This is a genomic window from Nonomuraea sp. bgisy101 (genome assembly GCF_057708945.1).
In genome coordinates this window covers 366,601-380,780 of record NZ_JBYITD010000003.1, presented here as the reverse complement: position 1 = coordinate 380,780, position 14,180 = coordinate 366,601, and the positions used below count along the sequence as shown (strand labels likewise).

Annotated in this window: 16 protein-coding genes; 7 read left to right on the top strand and 9 right to left on the bottom strand. The window is 71.8% G+C overall.

Translation table 11 applies throughout. The features are described from left to right. Window positions 1-53: 53 nt before the first annotated feature. Both AC3EO4_RS08060 and AC3EO4_RS08055 read left to right on the top strand, forming a co-directional pair. Window positions 54-968 (top strand): NADP-dependent oxidoreductase, encoded by a 915-nt coding sequence (locus AC3EO4_RS08060; protein ID WP_431894575.1) that lies wholly within the window; start codon window positions 54-56, stop codon window positions 966-968. 316 nt (window positions 969-1,284) lie between these two features. Continuing rightward, window positions 1,285-1,743, top strand: a complete 459-nt coding sequence (locus AC3EO4_RS08055; protein WP_379572958.1) for a rhodanese-like domain-containing protein — start codon at window positions 1,285-1,287, stop codon at window positions 1,741-1,743. Between the two features lie 83 nt (window positions 1,744-1,826). Here the strand turns inward: AC3EO4_RS08055 and AC3EO4_RS08050 are convergent, their stop codons facing one another. Genes AC3EO4_RS08050 through AC3EO4_RS08035 form a run of 4 tightly spaced genes read right to left on the bottom strand, consistent with a single transcriptional unit; the run spans window position 1,827 to window position 4,435 of the window. Beyond that, window positions 1,827-2,342 (bottom strand): CGNR zinc finger domain-containing protein, encoded by a 516-nt coding sequence (locus AC3EO4_RS08050; protein WP_379572959.1) that lies wholly within the window; start codon window positions 2,340-2,342, stop codon window positions 1,827-1,829. Window positions 2,343-2,382: 40 nt separating this feature from the next. Then, on the bottom strand, window positions 2,383-3,300 hold the full coding sequence (locus AC3EO4_RS08045) for an aminoglycoside phosphotransferase family protein (protein ID WP_431894573.1): 918 nt from the start codon (window positions 3,298-3,300) through the stop codon (window positions 2,383-2,385). Further along, entirely contained in the window at window positions 3,300-4,178 is an 879-nt protein-coding gene (locus AC3EO4_RS08040) for a 1,4-dihydroxy-2-naphthoyl-CoA synthase (RefSeq protein ID WP_379572961.1), read from the bottom strand. The genes AC3EO4_RS08045 and AC3EO4_RS08040 overlap by 1 nt, the downstream gene beginning before the upstream one ends. Before the next feature lie 11 nt (window positions 4,179-4,189). Beyond that, on the bottom strand, window positions 4,190-4,435 hold the full coding sequence (locus tag AC3EO4_RS08035) for a virulence activator alpha C-terminal domain-containing protein (protein ID WP_431894571.1): 246 nt from the start codon (window positions 4,433-4,435) through the stop codon (window positions 4,190-4,192). On the opposite strand from AC3EO4_RS08035, the gene AC3EO4_RS08030 reads away from it, so the two are divergent. Next, window positions 4,403-4,696: a carotenoid oxygenase family protein gene (locus tag AC3EO4_RS08030; protein WP_431894569.1), complete on the top strand. Its 294-nt coding sequence runs from the start codon at window positions 4,403-4,405 to the stop codon at window positions 4,694-4,696. The two genes, AC3EO4_RS08035 and AC3EO4_RS08030, sit on opposite strands and share 33 nt — an antisense overlap. Here AC3EO4_RS08030 and AC3EO4_RS08025 read toward each other — a convergent pair. Then, window positions 4,693-5,034 carry an ArsR/SmtB family transcription factor gene (locus AC3EO4_RS08025; RefSeq protein WP_379572964.1) on the bottom strand — a complete coding sequence of 114 codons (342 nt, stop codon included), beginning with the start codon at window positions 5,032-5,034 and terminating at the stop codon, window positions 4,693-4,695. The genes AC3EO4_RS08030 and AC3EO4_RS08025 overlap by 4 nt on opposite strands. Window positions 5,035-5,110: 76 nt before the next feature. Here AC3EO4_RS08025 and AC3EO4_RS08020 point away from each other — a divergent pair, with 76 nt between their 5' ends. Then, window positions 5,111-5,281, top strand: coding sequence for a DUF3073 domain-containing protein (locus tag AC3EO4_RS08020; protein ID WP_379572965.1), 171 nt, complete (start codon window positions 5,111-5,113; stop codon window positions 5,279-5,281). A 45-nt stretch (window positions 5,282-5,326) separates the two neighbouring features. Further along, window positions 5,327-6,481 carry an MFS transporter gene (locus AC3EO4_RS08015; protein ID WP_379572966.1) on the top strand — a complete coding sequence of 385 codons (1,155 nt, stop codon included), beginning with the start codon at window positions 5,327-5,329 and terminating at the stop codon, window positions 6,479-6,481. On the opposite strand, the gene AC3EO4_RS08010 is transcribed toward AC3EO4_RS08015, so the two are convergent. From AC3EO4_RS08010 to AC3EO4_RS08000, 3 genes are read right to left on the bottom strand one after another with little or no spacing between them, the layout of a single operon-like run. Continuing rightward, window positions 6,463-7,878 carry an MFS transporter gene (locus AC3EO4_RS08010; protein ID WP_431894566.1) on the bottom strand — a complete coding sequence of 472 codons (1,416 nt, stop codon included), beginning with the start codon at window positions 7,876-7,878 and terminating at the stop codon, window positions 6,463-6,465. The genes AC3EO4_RS08015 and AC3EO4_RS08010 overlap by 19 nt on opposite strands. After that, on the bottom strand, window positions 7,875-8,762 hold the full coding sequence (locus AC3EO4_RS08005) for an alpha/beta fold hydrolase (RefSeq protein ID WP_431894564.1): 888 nt from the start codon (window positions 8,760-8,762) through the stop codon (window positions 7,875-7,877). Before AC3EO4_RS08005 ends, AC3EO4_RS08010 begins: the two co-directional genes overlap by 4 nt. 2 nt (window positions 8,763-8,764) lie before the next feature. Further along, entirely contained in the window at window positions 8,765-11,401 is a 2,637-nt protein-coding gene (locus tag AC3EO4_RS08000) for an ATP-binding protein (protein WP_379572969.1), read from the bottom strand. An 81-nt stretch (window positions 11,402-11,482) separates the two neighbouring features. Here AC3EO4_RS08000 and AC3EO4_RS07995 point away from each other — a divergent pair, with 81 nt between their 5' ends. Next, window positions 11,483-12,052 carry a TIGR03086 family metal-binding protein gene (locus tag AC3EO4_RS07995; protein WP_379572970.1) on the top strand — a complete coding sequence of 190 codons (570 nt, stop codon included), beginning with the start codon at window positions 11,483-11,485 and terminating at the stop codon, window positions 12,050-12,052. 25 nt (window positions 12,053-12,077) lie between these two features. Here AC3EO4_RS07995 and AC3EO4_RS07990 read toward each other — a convergent pair whose 3' ends face one another. Then, window positions 12,078-13,001, bottom strand: coding sequence for a DoxX family protein (locus tag AC3EO4_RS07990; RefSeq protein ID WP_379572971.1), 924 nt, complete (start codon window positions 12,999-13,001; stop codon window positions 12,078-12,080). Window positions 13,002-13,187: 186 nt separating this feature from the next. Here AC3EO4_RS07990 and AC3EO4_RS07985 point away from each other — a divergent pair, with 186 nt between their 5' ends. Then, a complete protein-coding gene (locus tag AC3EO4_RS07985) occupies window positions 13,188-14,111 on the top strand; it encodes a DUF5996 family protein (RefSeq protein ID WP_379572972.1) in 924 nt (307 codons plus the stop codon). The last annotated feature ends 69 nt before the right edge of the window (window positions 14,112-14,180 follow it).

Genomic DNA, 14,180 nt, shown 5'->3' with positions numbered 1-14,180 from the left:
GGTTGACCTCAGGTTTGGTTGAGGTTGCAGAGTGGGGTGACTGACACGAGGAGATGATCGAGATGAAGGCTGCGGCGTTCGCGACCCCCGGTGGGCCCGACGTGCTTCAGGTGATGGAGATCGAGACCCCGCAGGCGGGTCCCGGCCAGGTGAGAGTGCGGGTCAAGGCGGCCGGGGTGCAGCCGTACGACGCGGCGGTGCGGGCCGGATGGACCCCGCCCGGCGTGACGGGTGGGCTGCCGCGTATCCCCGGCAACGAGTTCGCCGGCGTGGTCGACCAGGTGGGCGCAGGCGTCACCGGATTCGCCGAGGGCGACGAGGTGCTCGGTTTCAGCCAGTTGAACGCCTATGCCGAGTACATCGTGGTCGGCGCCGACCAGGTGGCGCCCAAGCCCCCGGAGGTGCCGTGGGCGGTGGCGGGCGGCCTGACCGCCGGGGTGCAGACGGCGGAGCTCGCCTTGACGACGATCGGCCTGAGGGAGGGCGAGACGCTGCTGGTGCACGGGGCGTCGGGCTCCGTGGGGACGGCGGCGGTGCAGATCGCCCGCAGGCTCGGCGCCACGGTGATCGGGACCGCCAGGGAGGAGAACCACGACTATCTCCGATCGCTCGGCGCGATCCCCGTCGCCTACGGGGACGGGCTGGCCGAGAGGGTCAGGGCGCTCGGCCAGGTGGACGCTGCGCTCGACGGCGCGGGAGGGCAGGCGCTCGAGGTGTCGCTGGAGCTGGTGAAGGACCCGGCGAAGATCGTCACGCTGGTGGAGCACGGCAGGGCGGCCGAGCTGGGAGTGCGGCTGGTGCAGGCGGGCCGTACGGCAGAGCGGCTCGGCAGGTACGCGGACCTGATCGCGAAGGGCGGGTTCACGTGGCTGGTCCGCCGCACGTTCCCCCTCGACCGCGCCGCCGACGCGCACAGGGAGATCGAGACGGGCCACGGACGGGGCAAGCTGGTCATCGAGATCCCCTGACCCGCCGCCGGTCACCTGGGCCTGAACGAGGACCCGCCCCCACCGCTGATCTCGGACTGACGGCATGGGGTGCGGGTCGGGCTTTCGGATCGGTGCGCCGGTCCGGCCGAAGACCCCAGCCCTCGCTCGCGGTGGCGCAGGTCGGGATTCTTCGGTGGCCTGGGGGCGCGGTGATGTTCGTCCGCGCTCGCGGGCGCCGGGATGGAGGTCGGTTGGCGGGATCTTAGCGATAGGCGGCTTTTCCGCCACTGTCTCGGGCGTCCCCCTCCCGGCCACCATGGGGGCGTAACCAACGGGTCAGAGAAGGGAAGCCCCGATGTCCGCTGTCACCTCCACGCCGGCCGCCGACAACACCGCCGCTCTCGCCCACTTCGCGGCGCGGCTCGCGTTCGAGACCGATGTGTCCGACGTCGCGTCGGACCTGGCCGGCAAGGTCCCCGGCGTCGTGGTGATCGACTCGCGGAGCCTGGAGAGCTGGAACCAGGGCCACATCGAGGGCGCCATCCACCTGCCCACCGCCGAGATCGCCGCCAGGGCGGCCGATCTGGTACCCGCGGACGTGACCGTGGTGACCTACTGCTGGGGCCCGGGGTGCAACGGCGCCACCAGGGCCGCGCTGGAGTTCGCCAAGCTCGGCTACCGGGTCAAGGAGATGCTCGGCGGCTTCGAGTACTGGGCGCGCGAGGGCTTTCCCGTCGAGACCGCGGGCGGTGTGACCAGGAACCCGGTCGACCCGCTCACCGCCCCCGTGTCCGGCATCGCCTGCGCCTGCTGACGCCCGCGGACAGGGGCCGGTTGGCGCCCCCGGCTGTAACGCGGCGGCCGGGGGCGATCATGTTCTACCCCGTCCAGCGTGCGTCAATCACGGAGATCACGTGCCCGCTGGTTGAAGCGCCCGACCTTGGCGCGATTGCCGCAGCCCTCCATCGAGCACCACCGCCGCCTGCCGTTCTTGCTCACGTCGGCGAACCACAGGACGCACGCGGGATTGGCGCACTTGCGCACCCGTTCGGGCCGTTCGCGCAGCAGGTTCACGAAGGACTCGGCGACCACCCACGCCGCGTGAAACGAGGGGTCGTCGAGCACCAGTTCCTCGTACGGCTCCGCCCCGCGCAACCTGGGCCGCCGCGCGCCGTGGTCGAGGACGGCGTTGAGCCGCGACGCGTCGCTCTCTTCGAGGACGGCTCGCATCGCCGCCCGCACCTCCACGAGCCGTTCCCGCGCCGTCTCGTCCTCGGCAGGCAGGCCGTGCCCCTCCAGCCAGCGTCGCACGTCGGCAGGATCGTCGAGGAAGTCGACCCACGCGTCCCGCTCGACCCAGTGGGTGTCGACGAGGTCGAGCGGAAGGGGCTCACCCAGCAATGGCCTGTTCACACCATCAATCTTAGCTTGACCGGTTAATGGATGGGCGTGGTCAGCGGCTCAACAGGGCCTCGGCGATGGCGATCTCGTCCTGGTTGATCCTGGCTTCGCCGTCCTCCAGGTCCCACAGCCCGTCCTGCAGCAGGCGGCCCAGCGTCCATCCGACGGCCCGCTCCCGATCCAGCCCCAGCCTTTCGACCATCAGGTCGAACCGCCTGAGCACCGTCCCGCGTACGTCCGTGGACGGCCGGCGGTTGCGCAGCGCGGGCATCAGCTCGAACCCGGGGTCGCCCACCAGCGGCTTGGGGTCGATGGCGAGCCATGGTTCGCGCGCCCCTGCCAGCACGTTGCTGTAGTGCAGGTCCCAGTGGAGCAGCCGGTCTCCTGCCTCGCCGGCCAACTCGCGTACGGCGGCCGCGCTCCGCTCCAGCCACACCCTGTCGTCGGGGTGGGCCTGGGGCAGCAGCTCGGGCGCCTCCTCCAGCATGCCGGAGGCGATGTCGCCGAGGGTCCGCATGCCCTCGGGCCCCGGGTGCGTGACCAGGCGGGCGAGCAGGTCGGTGAGGATCTCGAGCGCTCGCTCGCAGTCGGGCATGGCCTCGAGCGAGCGGTCGCCGTCGAGGCGTTCGAGCAGGAGGGCGTTGGCCCGGTGCGGCGAGGTCGGCGACGGGACGGTCGCCTCGTCGAGGAGGTGGACGATCCCGTCACCCGCCCACGCGCGAAGGCCGGGGCCCTCGCCGATGCTCTCGCCGGTCGCGGGCTGGAGCTTGAGCGCGGCGAGGGTGCCGTCGGCCCGCCGTACGGGGATGACGAGCGACACCATCCCGTGCAGCACCGCGCCGTCGGGGCGCAGGTCCCAGCGGTCGAGGAAGTGCTCGGCCAGGCCTGGCAGGTCGGCCGTCCACGAGGGGCCCGCGTCGTCGGCGTACACCAGGTGGTGTGCCGCGAGCTCCTCGGGGACTTCGATCATCAGAAGTGCCAGGGGAACGGCGACCAGTCGGGGTCGCGCTTCTGCAGGAAGGAGTCGCGGCCCTCGGCGGCCTCGTCGGTCATGTAGGCGAGGCGGGTGGCCTCGCCGGCGAAGAGCTGCTGGCCGACCAGGCCGTCGTCGATGAGGTTGAAGGAGTACTTCAGCATCCGCTGCGCGGTGGGCGACTTGCCGTTGACCTTCCGAGCCCATTCGAGCGCGGTGGACTCCAGCTCCTCGTGCGGGACGACGGCGTTGACCATGCCCATCCTGTGGGCGTCGGCCGCGGTGTAGGTGTCGCCGAGGAAGAAGATCTCGCGGGCGAACTTCTGGCCTACCTGGCGGGCCAGGTAGGCCGAGCCGAAGCCGCCGTCGAAGCTGGCCACGTCGGCGTCGGTCTGCTTGAAGCGCGCGTGCTCGGCGCTGGCGAGCGTCAGGTCGGACACGACGTGGAGGCTGTGGCCGCCACCGGCCGCCCAGCCGGGGACCACGCAGATGACGATCTTCGGCATGAAGCGGATGAGCCGCTGCACCTCGAGGATGTGCAGGCGGCCGGTCGAGGGGGTGCCGTCGGCGTACTGGTAGCCGTCCTTGCCCCTGATCCGCTGGTCGCCGCCCGAGCAGAAGGCCCAGCCGCCGTCCTTGGGTGAGGGGCCGTTGCCGGTGAGCAGCACGCAGCCGACGTCGGTGGCCTGCCTGGCGTGATCGAACGCGCGGTAGAGCTCGTCGACCGTCTGCGGCCTGAAGGCGTTGCGCACCTCGGGCCGGTTGAAGGCGATGCGGACCGTGCCCTGGTCGACGGCGCGGTGGTAGGTGATGTCGGTGAAGTCGAAACCCTCGACGACCTGCCAGGCCTTGGGATCGAACAGCTCGGAGACCATGGTTCAAGAGCCTAACGGATCTGCTCCTCGGCCCATTCGGCCCATTCCCGCTGGGCCGTGGTGAAGCGCAGGCCCCATTCCAGCACGATCCTGCCGTAGACCGACAGGTTGTCGTCGCCCTCCTCGACCGCCGCCCTGATCCCCTCCAGCGCCTCGTGCCGGGAGGCGGCGACGGCGGCCTGGTCGCGCAGGCCTCGCGCGACTTCTTCGACAGGACGTGGAAGGTGATCGGCGGCACGAGCGACCCGACGCCGCACGCGGGCGCGGCCGTCCTGCACCGCTGGACACTCGACCTCTCCCTCGGCACGGTGAAGGAGGAGCAGCTGGACGACCGGGGCGTGGAGTTCCCCACGTTCAACGAGGACCGCCTCGGCCGCGCCAGCCGCTACCTCTACGCGGTCACCGGCGGCGAGGTCGTCAAGTACGACACCGAACGCGGAACCAGCACGGGGACGCCGGTCGACGGGCACGCGGGCGAGGCGGTCTTCGTGCCGAAGGCCGGCGCCGGCGCTAGCTAGCCCACCGCGCGGCCTTCGGCCCTCAGCTCCGCGAGCAGTTCGCCCTGGTCGGCGAGCATGTCCGTCAGGATCCGCCGCGCGTCGATGAGCAGATGGGCCACGTCTGGACTGGAGAGTTCGTAGACGACGGTCGCCCCGTCACGGGTGGCGCTCACGATTCCCGCTCTGCGAAGGACCGCGAGCTGCTGGGAGAGGCTCGAGGCCTCGACGTCGATCTCGGTGAGGAGATCGCGGACCGGTCTGGGACCCTGCCTGAGGAGTTCTAGCACCTGGATGCGCACGGGATGCCCGAGCGTGCGGAAGAAATCTGCCTTGGCCTGGTACAGCGGAACGGGCATGCAACTATCGTAATATAGCGAGTTGCACAATTCTTCAACTTGATAGGATGATGGCGGGCATCGAGGGAGTGGAGCCATGGGGCGAGGCAGAGCCAAGGCGAAGCAGACGAAGGTCGCTCGCGAGCTGAAGTACACCAACCACCACATCGACTACGAGCGCCTGCGCGAAGAGCTCGGCGCCGACTCGTCGAGGGACGACACGGGGACCACGGAGCAGTCGCGCGACTCCGCGACGTCCTCCGGGTGACCTTTATCACGGCATGACGGGCGATCAGCTGGGCATTGACCTGGCGTGATCGCCCGAAACGGGCAGATGGTCGCCGCGCTGGCCGTCACCCAGACCGCAGGCTACGGCGTGCTGTACTACGCCTTCTCGGTCTTTCTCCAGCCGATGCGGGTGGAGCTGCGGGCGAGCATCACCCAGGTGGCGGGCGCGCTGACGCTCGCCGTCCTGGTGTCGGGCCTGGTCGCGCCGCTGGTCGGGCGGGTGCTCGACGCCAGGGGCGGCAGGACCCTGATGACAGCAGGCTCGTTGCTGGGCGCGCTCGCGCTGCTGGCGTGGTCGCGGGTCGGGTCGCTGGCCCAGCTCTATCTGGTGCTCGCGGCCGTCGGCCTGTCGTCGGCGATGGTCCTCTACGAGGCCGCTTTCGCCGTGGTCGTGGCCTGGTACGACGCGGCCCGCAGGGCGCGGGCGCTGCTCGCGGTCACGATCGTGGCGGGGTTCGCCTCCAGCGTCTTCATGCCGCTCACGGGCCTGCTCGTCGACCGGTACGGCTGGCGCTCCGCCCTGGTGGCGCTCGGCGTCGGCTACGGCCTGGTCGCCGTCCCCCTGCACTGGCTGACCTTGCGTGACAGGACCTCGGTCGCGCCGGAGCCCGGCTACGTCAGGAGCGCGCTGCGGGAACGGCCCTTCTGGCTGCTGGCCGCCGCGTTCCTGAGCCAGACCGGCGCGGTCGCGGTCATCGGCGTGCTGCTGGTGACGTACCTGATCGCGCTCGGACATGCCCCGCTGTTCGCCGCCACCGTCGCGGGACTGCTCGGGGTGCTGTCGGTCACGGGCCGCCTGGTCACGACGGGGCTGCAGGCCCGCCGGCCGACCGCGCTCGTCGCCGCCGCGGTGTTCGCGCTGCAGGGTCTCGCCGCGGCGCTGCTTCCCCTGGTCGGTCACACGGTGGCGGGCGCGATCGGCGCCGTCACCCTGTTCGGCCTCGGCTTCGGCGTCGGCACCCTGGCGCGCCCCGCGCTGCTGGCCGACCGCTACGACACGGCCGTCTACGCCACGCTCAGCGGCGCGCTCGCCCTGCCCATCACCGTCTCGAAGGCGGTGGCCCCGCTGGCGGCCGCCGCCGGCGCGCAGGTCATCGGGTATCCCGCCGTGATGGCGGGAGTGTGCGCGGCCTGCCTGGCCGCCGCGTCGTGCCTGGTCGGCTACGAGCGGGCGGCGTGAATCCGGTTCTCGCCCGCCATGAGCTCCGCCGTACGGTCGGCGGTCGCCGCGGCCCACGCGCCGGTCGTGAGGCCGCCGACGGCCAGTACCGCGGCTCCGCAGCCCGCGATGATCCACCACGCGGTGGTGCCCGCGGGTGAGGCGGGTCCGGTGGCGGCGATCACCGAGCCGATGACGGCGACTCCGAGGGAGATGCCGATCTGGCGGCTGGTGGAGGCGATGCTCGCGGCGACCCCTGCCTGCTCGCGGGGCATGCCGGACACCGCGGTGTTCGTGATCGGCGCGTTGACCATCCCGAAGCCGACGCCGAACAGGACGTAGGCGGTGAACATGAGCGCGTCCGACCGCCAGGCGCCGAACGCGGCGAACAGCACGCCGCTGGCCGCCATGGCCAGGCCCGCCAGCAGCGTCGGCAGCCTGGGACCGCGGGCGCCGACGATCCGCCCCGACAGCGGCGCGAAGAGCAGCGTCATCGAGGCCATGGGGAGCATGTAGAGACCCGCGTGGAGCGCGTCGAGGCCGCGCACCTGCTGCAGGTACAGCGTGTTGATGAACAGGAAGCCGCCCAGCGCCGCGAACGCGCTGACCGCCAGCGCGGTCGCCCCGCTGAACGGCACGCTGCGGAAGAAGCGCATGTCGATGAGCGGTTCGGGCCTGCGCGGCTCGTAGATCAGCAGCCCCGCCAGCGAGAGCGCCGCCAGGGCGAAGCAGCCGAGGATGAGCGGCGAGGACCAGCCCCTCGCAGGCGCCTCGATGATGCCGAACGTCAGCGAGCCCAGCAGCGTGATCACCAGCAGCTGTCCCACGGGGTCGAACCTGCGCGCTCTCGGGGCCTTGGACTCCGGCACGAACAGCGCGGTCAGGACCAGCGCGGCGACGCCGAGCGGCAGGTTGAGCCAGAAGATCGAGCGCCAGCCCAGCGTGTCCACCAGCAGGCCGCCCGCCAGCGGTCCCGCCGCCATGCTGATGCCCACCACGCCGCCCCAGACGCCGATGGCCCTGGCCCTCTCGCGCGGGTCGGTGAAGACGTTGGTGATGATCGACATGGCGACGGGGTTGAGCATCGACCCGCCCACCGCCTGGATCATCCGGAAGACGACCAGCCAGCCCATGCCGGGAGCGAGGCTGCACAGCAGCGAGCCGAGCGTGAAGAGCAGCAGCCCGAGCTGGAACACCCTGCGCCGGCCGTACCTGTCGGCGGTGGAGCCCGACAGCATGAGCAGTGAGGCCAGCACGAGGGTGTAGGCGTCGATCGTCCACTGCAGGGCGGAGACGGGAGCGTCGAACTCCCGTTGCATGGACGGCAACGCCACGTTGAGGACCGTACTGTCGAGGCTGACGATCAGCAGGCTCATGCAGCAGATCGCCAGCACCAGTATCCTGCGGCGATAGGTCACCTTTGTACGGTAACCGTGTGCCTCAGGATGGCCGCGGCCAGGGTCTCGTGCACCTGCGGCGCGAGCATGTGGCCCATGCCCTCCACCATCAGCAGCTCCGCCCCGGGGATGGCCTCGGCGATGAGCGCGCCGTGCCCCGGCTTGGCGGGCTCGTGCGTGCCCTCGATGACGAGCGTGGGCGCCTTCACCGTGTGCAGCACGCCCACGGGTTCGAACGCCATGTCGGCCGCCGCCGCGAGCCGGTGGTTGGCCGACGCGGACAGGTCGAGGGCCCGCTCGTGCAGCCGCTCGGCCTGGCGGCGCTCCTCGTCCTCGTCGAACGGGAACCCGCCGCCTGCCAGCACCCTCGCTTCGGCGAGCTGGAAGTCGATCTGCTCCCGCCTGGTCACGGGCGGGGGAGAGGTGATCATCTTGCGGTAGAAGTCCACGAACGCGGGCGTGGGAGGGGGCAGGCTGCCCTCAGGCTGCTCCTCGCCCATGAGCGCGCGCATGATGGTCATCCCCTCCTGGCGGCCCAGGGGCGAGGAGCCGATGGCCGTCAGCGTCGACACCCGCTCGGGGTGCTCGACCGCGATCCACTGGGCGAGCACGCCGCCGGCCGAGTGGCCGACCAGGTGCGCCGACTCGATCCCGTGGGCGTCGAGCACGGCCAGCGCGTCGTTCTTGATGTCGTGCCAGGTGTACGGGTCGGCCGCAAAGTCGATCGTCTTGGAACGGCCGGTGTCGCGGTGGTCGTAGCGGATCACCCTGCGTCCTCCCGCCGCGAGGCGGCCGACGAAGGCGTCGGGCCAGCTCGCGGGGCCCTGTGACATGGAGCCTGCGATGAGGAGGACGGGCGGGTGGGCGGTGTCGCCGAACTCTTCGGTGAAGATCGTGTTTTGCATGACTAGAGCATCTCGTGATGAGAGTCGCCTGCCATCTGTAGGACTACTAGTGCCAGTTCGGTACGGGAGCCGACGCCGAGTTTCGGATAGATCTTGTAGAGGTGGTACTCCACCGTGCGCGGGCTGAGGAACAGCTGGGCGGCCACCTCCTTGCTGGACGCGCCCGCCGCCACCAGCTTGGCGATGCGCAGCTCCTGCGGGGTGAGCGCGCCGAGCACGTCACGCTCCGGCCTGGCCCGCGCCTCTCCCGCCGCGCGCAGCTCGTCGCCGGCCCTGCGCGCCCATGGGCCCGCGCCCGCCCGCTCGAACGTCTCCATCGCGTAGCGCAGGTGCGGGCGGGCGTCGCCTGGACGGTGCAGCCTGCGCAGGCGCTCGCCGTACAGGAGGGCGGTCCTGGCCCGCTCGAAGCCCTCGGGATGCAGGTTCATGGCCTCGTCGAAAGCGGCGTCATCGCCGGTCAGCGCCCTGCACCTGGCCAGCAGCGCCCTCGCCTCCTGCGTGCGGGCGTCGGCCGACCAGCGCTCGTAGGCGGCGAAGGCGGCGCGGGCCGCGTCCAGCTCGCCGCAGCGCACCGCGGCCTCCACCCGGTCGGGCGTCGAGCGCCACACGGCGGTGGGATGCCCTGTCGCGGCCAGCGCCGTGAACCGGTCGTGGGCCGCCGCGTGGCGTCCCATCCCCAGGTCGAGCAGGCCCAGCGCGTAGCGTGCCGTGCTGGCGCGCAGTCCGACACGGTGCGGGATCGCGATCGCCAGCGCCTCGTTGGCGAAGCGGGCGCAGTCGTCCTCGCGCCCCTGGAGCGCCGCGACCGCTGCCAGATTGGCCAGGTGCGCGGCGACCGAGTTGGTGTAGCCGGCCTCGCGGGCCAGCTCGAGCCCCTCCTCGGCGATCGCCGCGCTGTGGGCGAATCTTCCCTCGATCCGCTCGGCCGTCGCCACGAACTCCAGCACCACGGGTAGCTGCCCCACCATGCCGGAGACCCTGGCCGCGCGGCCCGCCCTGGCGACCAGCTCGACGGAGACGTCGGCCTCGCCCAGGTAGCTGGCCGCGGCCGAGGCCCACAGGAACTGGGCGGCGTCATGGAGCTCGCCGGTACGGCCCAGCGCCCCGCGCAGCAGCAGCGCTCCCTTGTCCCGCTCGCCGCCGAGCATCGCCCCGATGCCCGCCACCGCGTCGCGCAGGAAGCTCGGGGGAAAGGCCTCGGCACGGCGGCCGATCGCCACGAGCGCCTCGACGTCGCCCACGTAGGACGCCGCTTCCGAGGCGTCGGCCAGCATCTCCAGCGTGTCGCCCGAGGACAGGATGCGCAGTGCCTCGGCCGCGTCACCGGAGTTGAGCTCGAACCTGCCTCTGAGCTGCGCGAACTCCGGCCGGTCGGCGAGCGACCTGGCCTCGGCCAGGCAGCTCTCCGCCTGCCCCGGGCGCCCTCCGAGCCAGGCCGAGGTGGCCGCCGCGGCCAGCCGTACCGCGCGCCGCTCCCTGTCAGGCGTCAGCTCCGCCGCCCGCACGAGCGCGGTGGCCGCGTCGGCGTAGCCGCCGCGCGCCTTCGCCCGCTCGGCGGACGCGCCCAGCTCGGCCGCGACCTCCTCGTCCTGGCCCACCGTCGCCGCCGCCCTGTGCCACGCCCGCCGGTCGGGGTCCGCCACCTGTACGGCGAGCGCCCGGTGCACCTCACGCCGTCGCATGGCGCTGGACTCGGCGCAGACGGCCGACCTGACCAGCGGGTGCCTGAACCTGATCGCCGAGTCGACGCTGATCAGGCCGGCCGACTCCGCGGGCCTGAGCGCGGGCTCGGCTGTGTCCGCGGCCTTCAGCACCACGTCGAGGTCGCCCCTGCCTTCGAGCGCGGCCACCAGGAGCAGGTGCCGGGTGTCCTCGGGCAGGCGCCGCACCTGCTCGCCGAAGATCCCCGCGCCCACCGGCAGCGGCTCGGGCAGCGGTGCCGTGCCGGCCAGCTGCGCCGGGGTCAGCAGCTCCACCGTCTCGTGCAGGGCCAGCGGGTTCCCCCCGGTCAGCTCGACCAGGCGCGCGACCACCTCTCGCGCGGGTTCGGCCCGCTCGGCGAGGAGGGTGACGGCGCTGTCCTGGTCGAGCCCCCTGAGCGGCAACTCGGGCAACCCCGGCGTGCGCGCCTCCCCGCGGACGGCCAGCAGCATCGCGATCCGCTCGCTGCCCAGCCGCCTGGCCGCGAACAGCAGAGCGTCCGCCGACGCCTGGTCGATCCACTGGAAGTCGTCGACCACGACCAGCAGGCCCCCGGGCTCGGCGGCTTCGATCAGGAGGGACAGGACGCCCGCGGCGACGAGGAACCGGTCGTCGCTGCGGGCGGCGGCCAGGCCGAGCGCCCCGGCCACCGCGTCACGCTGCGGCTCGGGGAGGGCGTCGAGCTCGGCCGTGACGGGGCGGAGGAGCTGGTGGAGCGCCGCGAACGCCAGCCCCGCCTCGCTCTCGGTGCCCGTGGCCCTGAGCACCCTCAGCGGGCCGGCCTGCCCGGCCGCGTGTTCGACGAGGGCCGACTTGCCGATCCCGGCGTCGCCGCGGACGACGAGGGCCTGGCCGTGGCCCTTGTCCGCGGCGGCCAGGACGGCGGTGATGGCGGCTTGCTCGGCGGCTCTGCCGTACAGAACGTCTTTCTCACGCACCCGCTTGAGCCTACGAGCCGCCGCCCGTCAATCGTGCACAGGGTATTGGAATGGAGTGTTCCGTTCTGCTATAGTGGAGACATGATCCTCACCGAGGCGCACGAAGCCCTCCGCACCGTCATCCGCAACGTTCCCGCCGACGGCTGGGACCTGCCCACCCCCTGCGCCGAGTGGAACGTCACCCAGGTGCTCCAGCACGCCGCCGGCGACCAGATCGGCTACGCCGCGTTCATCACCGGCGGGCCGATGCCCGAGGAGAACCCCTTCGCCCCCTCGGGCAAGCTGGCCGACGCACCCGAAGAGGTGGCGGAGCGGGCGATGAAGGCCTCGGCCGACGCGTGGGCGACCGTGTCACCCGACGCCCAGGAGGTCCCGGTCCCCGTGCCGCCGAACACGATGACCTACACGCTCGGCATCGGGGCGTGCGCGCTCGACGCCGCCGTCCACGCCTGGGACATCGCGAAGGCGACGGGTCAGCCCTCGCCGCTCACCCCGGCCATGGCCCGCGAGCTGCTTTCGATCGCCGAGCAGCACATCGAGCCGCTCAGGACGTACGGCGTCTACGCCGCCGTCCTCGACCGCGCGGAGGGCGACGACGACGTGGCCGTCCTGCTGCGCTACCTCGGCCGCGATCCCCACTGGACCGCCTGAGTCCCGCCTCGGAACGGCGGGCCGCTCACCCCTGCCCGCCGACGCCGAGCCTGCGCCTGACCGCGGCCAGCTCGCCCTTGAGCCTGTCGACCTCCGAGCGCAGGTCGTGCAGATCGGTGTTCTCCGTCTCGCCCTGGGGCTCGCTCGCGCCCGCCTGCCGGGGTACCGCGTGCCTGCCCGCGTCCTGGGCGGCCGCGGGACCGCTGGCGGTCCCGTGCGCTGCGGGACCCGAGGCGGCGACGGGGCCCGAAGGCGCGGCAGACCCCGGGGCGACGGCCGGACCCGAGGGCGTGGCGGGACCGGAGGGTGCGACCGGACGCGGCGGCGCGACCGGGCCAGAGGGGAGGTCGTGGGCGGGGTCGGGGCCAGGGGTGGGGCGGGAGCGGGTGGCGCCCGCGGGGGAGTACCGGGAAAGGGGTCTCTCCATCATGAAGGCGCGGGCGGTGGAAGGATCCTCGGACGCCCTGGAGAGGATGACCGCCCCTGTCGGAACCGGGGGCGAGACGGGCGCCTCCTCGTTGTCGATGCGTTCGTCCCGCGTGGCGGTCCACCGGCTGAGCACGCCGTCGACACCGAGACGGCCTCCGCCGAGCGTCAGCAGCATCAGGCAGGCGGCCGCGAGCGCCACCACGAGCTCCCAGCGCGGTGCGCCGTTGAAGATGCCGTTGCGCGCCTCGACGAAGATCCCCGCTCCGGCCATGTCGATCAGCAGCGCGAACGCCGCGATCCGCACCCCGAGGCCGGCGACGAGCATCGCCCCGCCGATGATCTCGGCACCGGTCGCGAACAGGGCGGCGAGCTGTGGGCTCGGCACTCCGAGCTGGGTGAAGTCAGCGGTGGTGCTGTCCATCCCCGCGTGCCACTTCTGCAGGCCGTGGGCGATGAAGATGATGCCGACCATCACACGGGCGACGAGCAGTGCGAGGTCGCTGCCGATTCTCTTTGTCATGAAGATCCCCCCAGTTCCCTTTCTTCCCTCCTGTACGACGAAAGCGTTGTATGTCGGAATTTGTGAGGAGAGGTTTGACCTGCGCTATGCATGTCAGGGATCCCATGCGAGGCGATTAACGAGGAGTGACCGGAAAATCGCCTGAATGGGTGTTCTGTCGGCTTATCTGCCGGGCAGCATGTGTCGATGGAGCTCTTTCCCGCGATGCCGTACGAGGAATGGCTCGAGACCAAGGACACCTTCCACAGGTTCGCGCAGATCGTCGGGAAGGTGCGGCTGGCCGCGAGCCCACGTCGCAACCACTGGTGGAACGTGCCCTTCCACCTGACCGGCCGCGGCCTCACCACCAGGCCGATGGGCCTGCCCAACCCGTTCAGCATCGACTTCGACCTGGTCGGCCACCGCCTGATCGTCGACAGGGTGGACGGGCGCAGCGCGGAGTTCTCGCTGGTCGGCCAGTCGGTCGCCGGGTTCTACGCCAGGCTCTTCGAGATCCTCGACGACTTCGGGATCGACGTGGAGATCCAGGCGGTGCCGTACGACATGGCGGACGGGACCCCGTTCGCCCAGGACACCAGGCACGCGGCCTACGATCCCGTGCTCGTCAACCGCTACTGGACGGTCCTGTCGCAGGTCGCCCAGGTCCTCGAGCGCTTCGCCGCCGACTTCTGCGGCAAGACCAGTCCCGTGCACCACTTCTGGCACACCTTCGACATCGCCGTCACCCGGTTCACCGGCAGGGTCGTCGGCGCGGCGCCCGGAAGCGACGCCGTGGCCAGGGAGGCCTACAGCTGGGAGGTGATCAGCGCGGGCTTCTGGTTCGGCGACGAGGAACGGCCGTGGCCCGCCTTCTACTCCTACACCGCGCCCGAGCCGAACGGCCTGCACGAGCAGCCGCTGTGGCCCGACTGGGCGGCCTGGATCCCGTCGAGAGGCAGTCATCTGGCGGTGCTGAAGTACGACGACGCCAGGCAGAGCGACGACCCGGTCACCACCGTGCTCGGCTTCCTGGCCAGCGCCTACCAGGCGGGCGCCAAGCTGACCGGCTGCGACGCGGCCAGGCTGGCCAGCGTGGACGGCGTCACCGATCCCTACCTGGAATCGACCTGACCAGGCGATGAGCACACGACCGGCCCCGCCGTGAACACGGCGGGGCCGGCAGTGCTGCGAGCACGGCGG

What these genes read in the sequence shown, in the direction of transcription:
- AC3EO4_RS07995 (WP_379572970.1), top strand. Translation starts at nt 11,483, where the DNA reads ATGATCCTCACCGAGGCGCACGAAGCCCTCCGCACCGTCATCCGCAAC.
- AC3EO4_RS08060 (WP_431894575.1), top strand. Translation starts at nt 54, where the DNA reads ATGATCGAGATGAAGGCTGCGGCGTTCGCGACCCCCGGTGGGCCCGAC.
- AC3EO4_RS08020 (WP_379572965.1), top strand. Translation starts at nt 5,111, where the DNA reads ATGGGGCGAGGCAGAGCCAAGGCGAAGCAGACGAAGGTCGCTCGCGAG.
- AC3EO4_RS08025 (WP_379572964.1), bottom strand. Translation starts at nt 5,034, where the DNA reads ATGCCCGTTCCGCTGTACCAGGCCAAGGCAGATTTCTTCCGCACGCTC.
- AC3EO4_RS08045 (WP_431894573.1), bottom strand. Translation starts at nt 3,300, where the DNA reads ATGATCGAAGTCCCCGAGGAGCTCGCGGCACACCACCTGGTGTACGCC.
- AC3EO4_RS07985 (WP_379572972.1), top strand. Translation starts at nt 13,188, where the DNA reads ATGGAGCTCTTTCCCGCGATGCCGTACGAGGAATGGCTCGAGACCAAG.
- AC3EO4_RS07990 (WP_379572971.1), bottom strand. Translation starts at nt 13,001, where the DNA reads ATGACAAAGAGAATCGGCAGCGACCTCGCACTGCTCGTCGCCCGTGTG.
- AC3EO4_RS08005 (WP_431894564.1), bottom strand. Translation starts at nt 8,762, where the DNA reads ATGCAAAACACGATCTTCACCGAAGAGTTCGGCGACACCGCCCACCCG.
- AC3EO4_RS08055 (WP_379572958.1), top strand. Translation starts at nt 1,285, where the DNA reads ATGTCCGCTGTCACCTCCACGCCGGCCGCCGACAACACCGCCGCTCTC.
- AC3EO4_RS08040 (WP_379572961.1), bottom strand. Translation starts at nt 4,178, where the DNA reads ATGGTCTCCGAGCTGTTCGATCCCAAGGCCTGGCAGGTCGTCGAGGGT.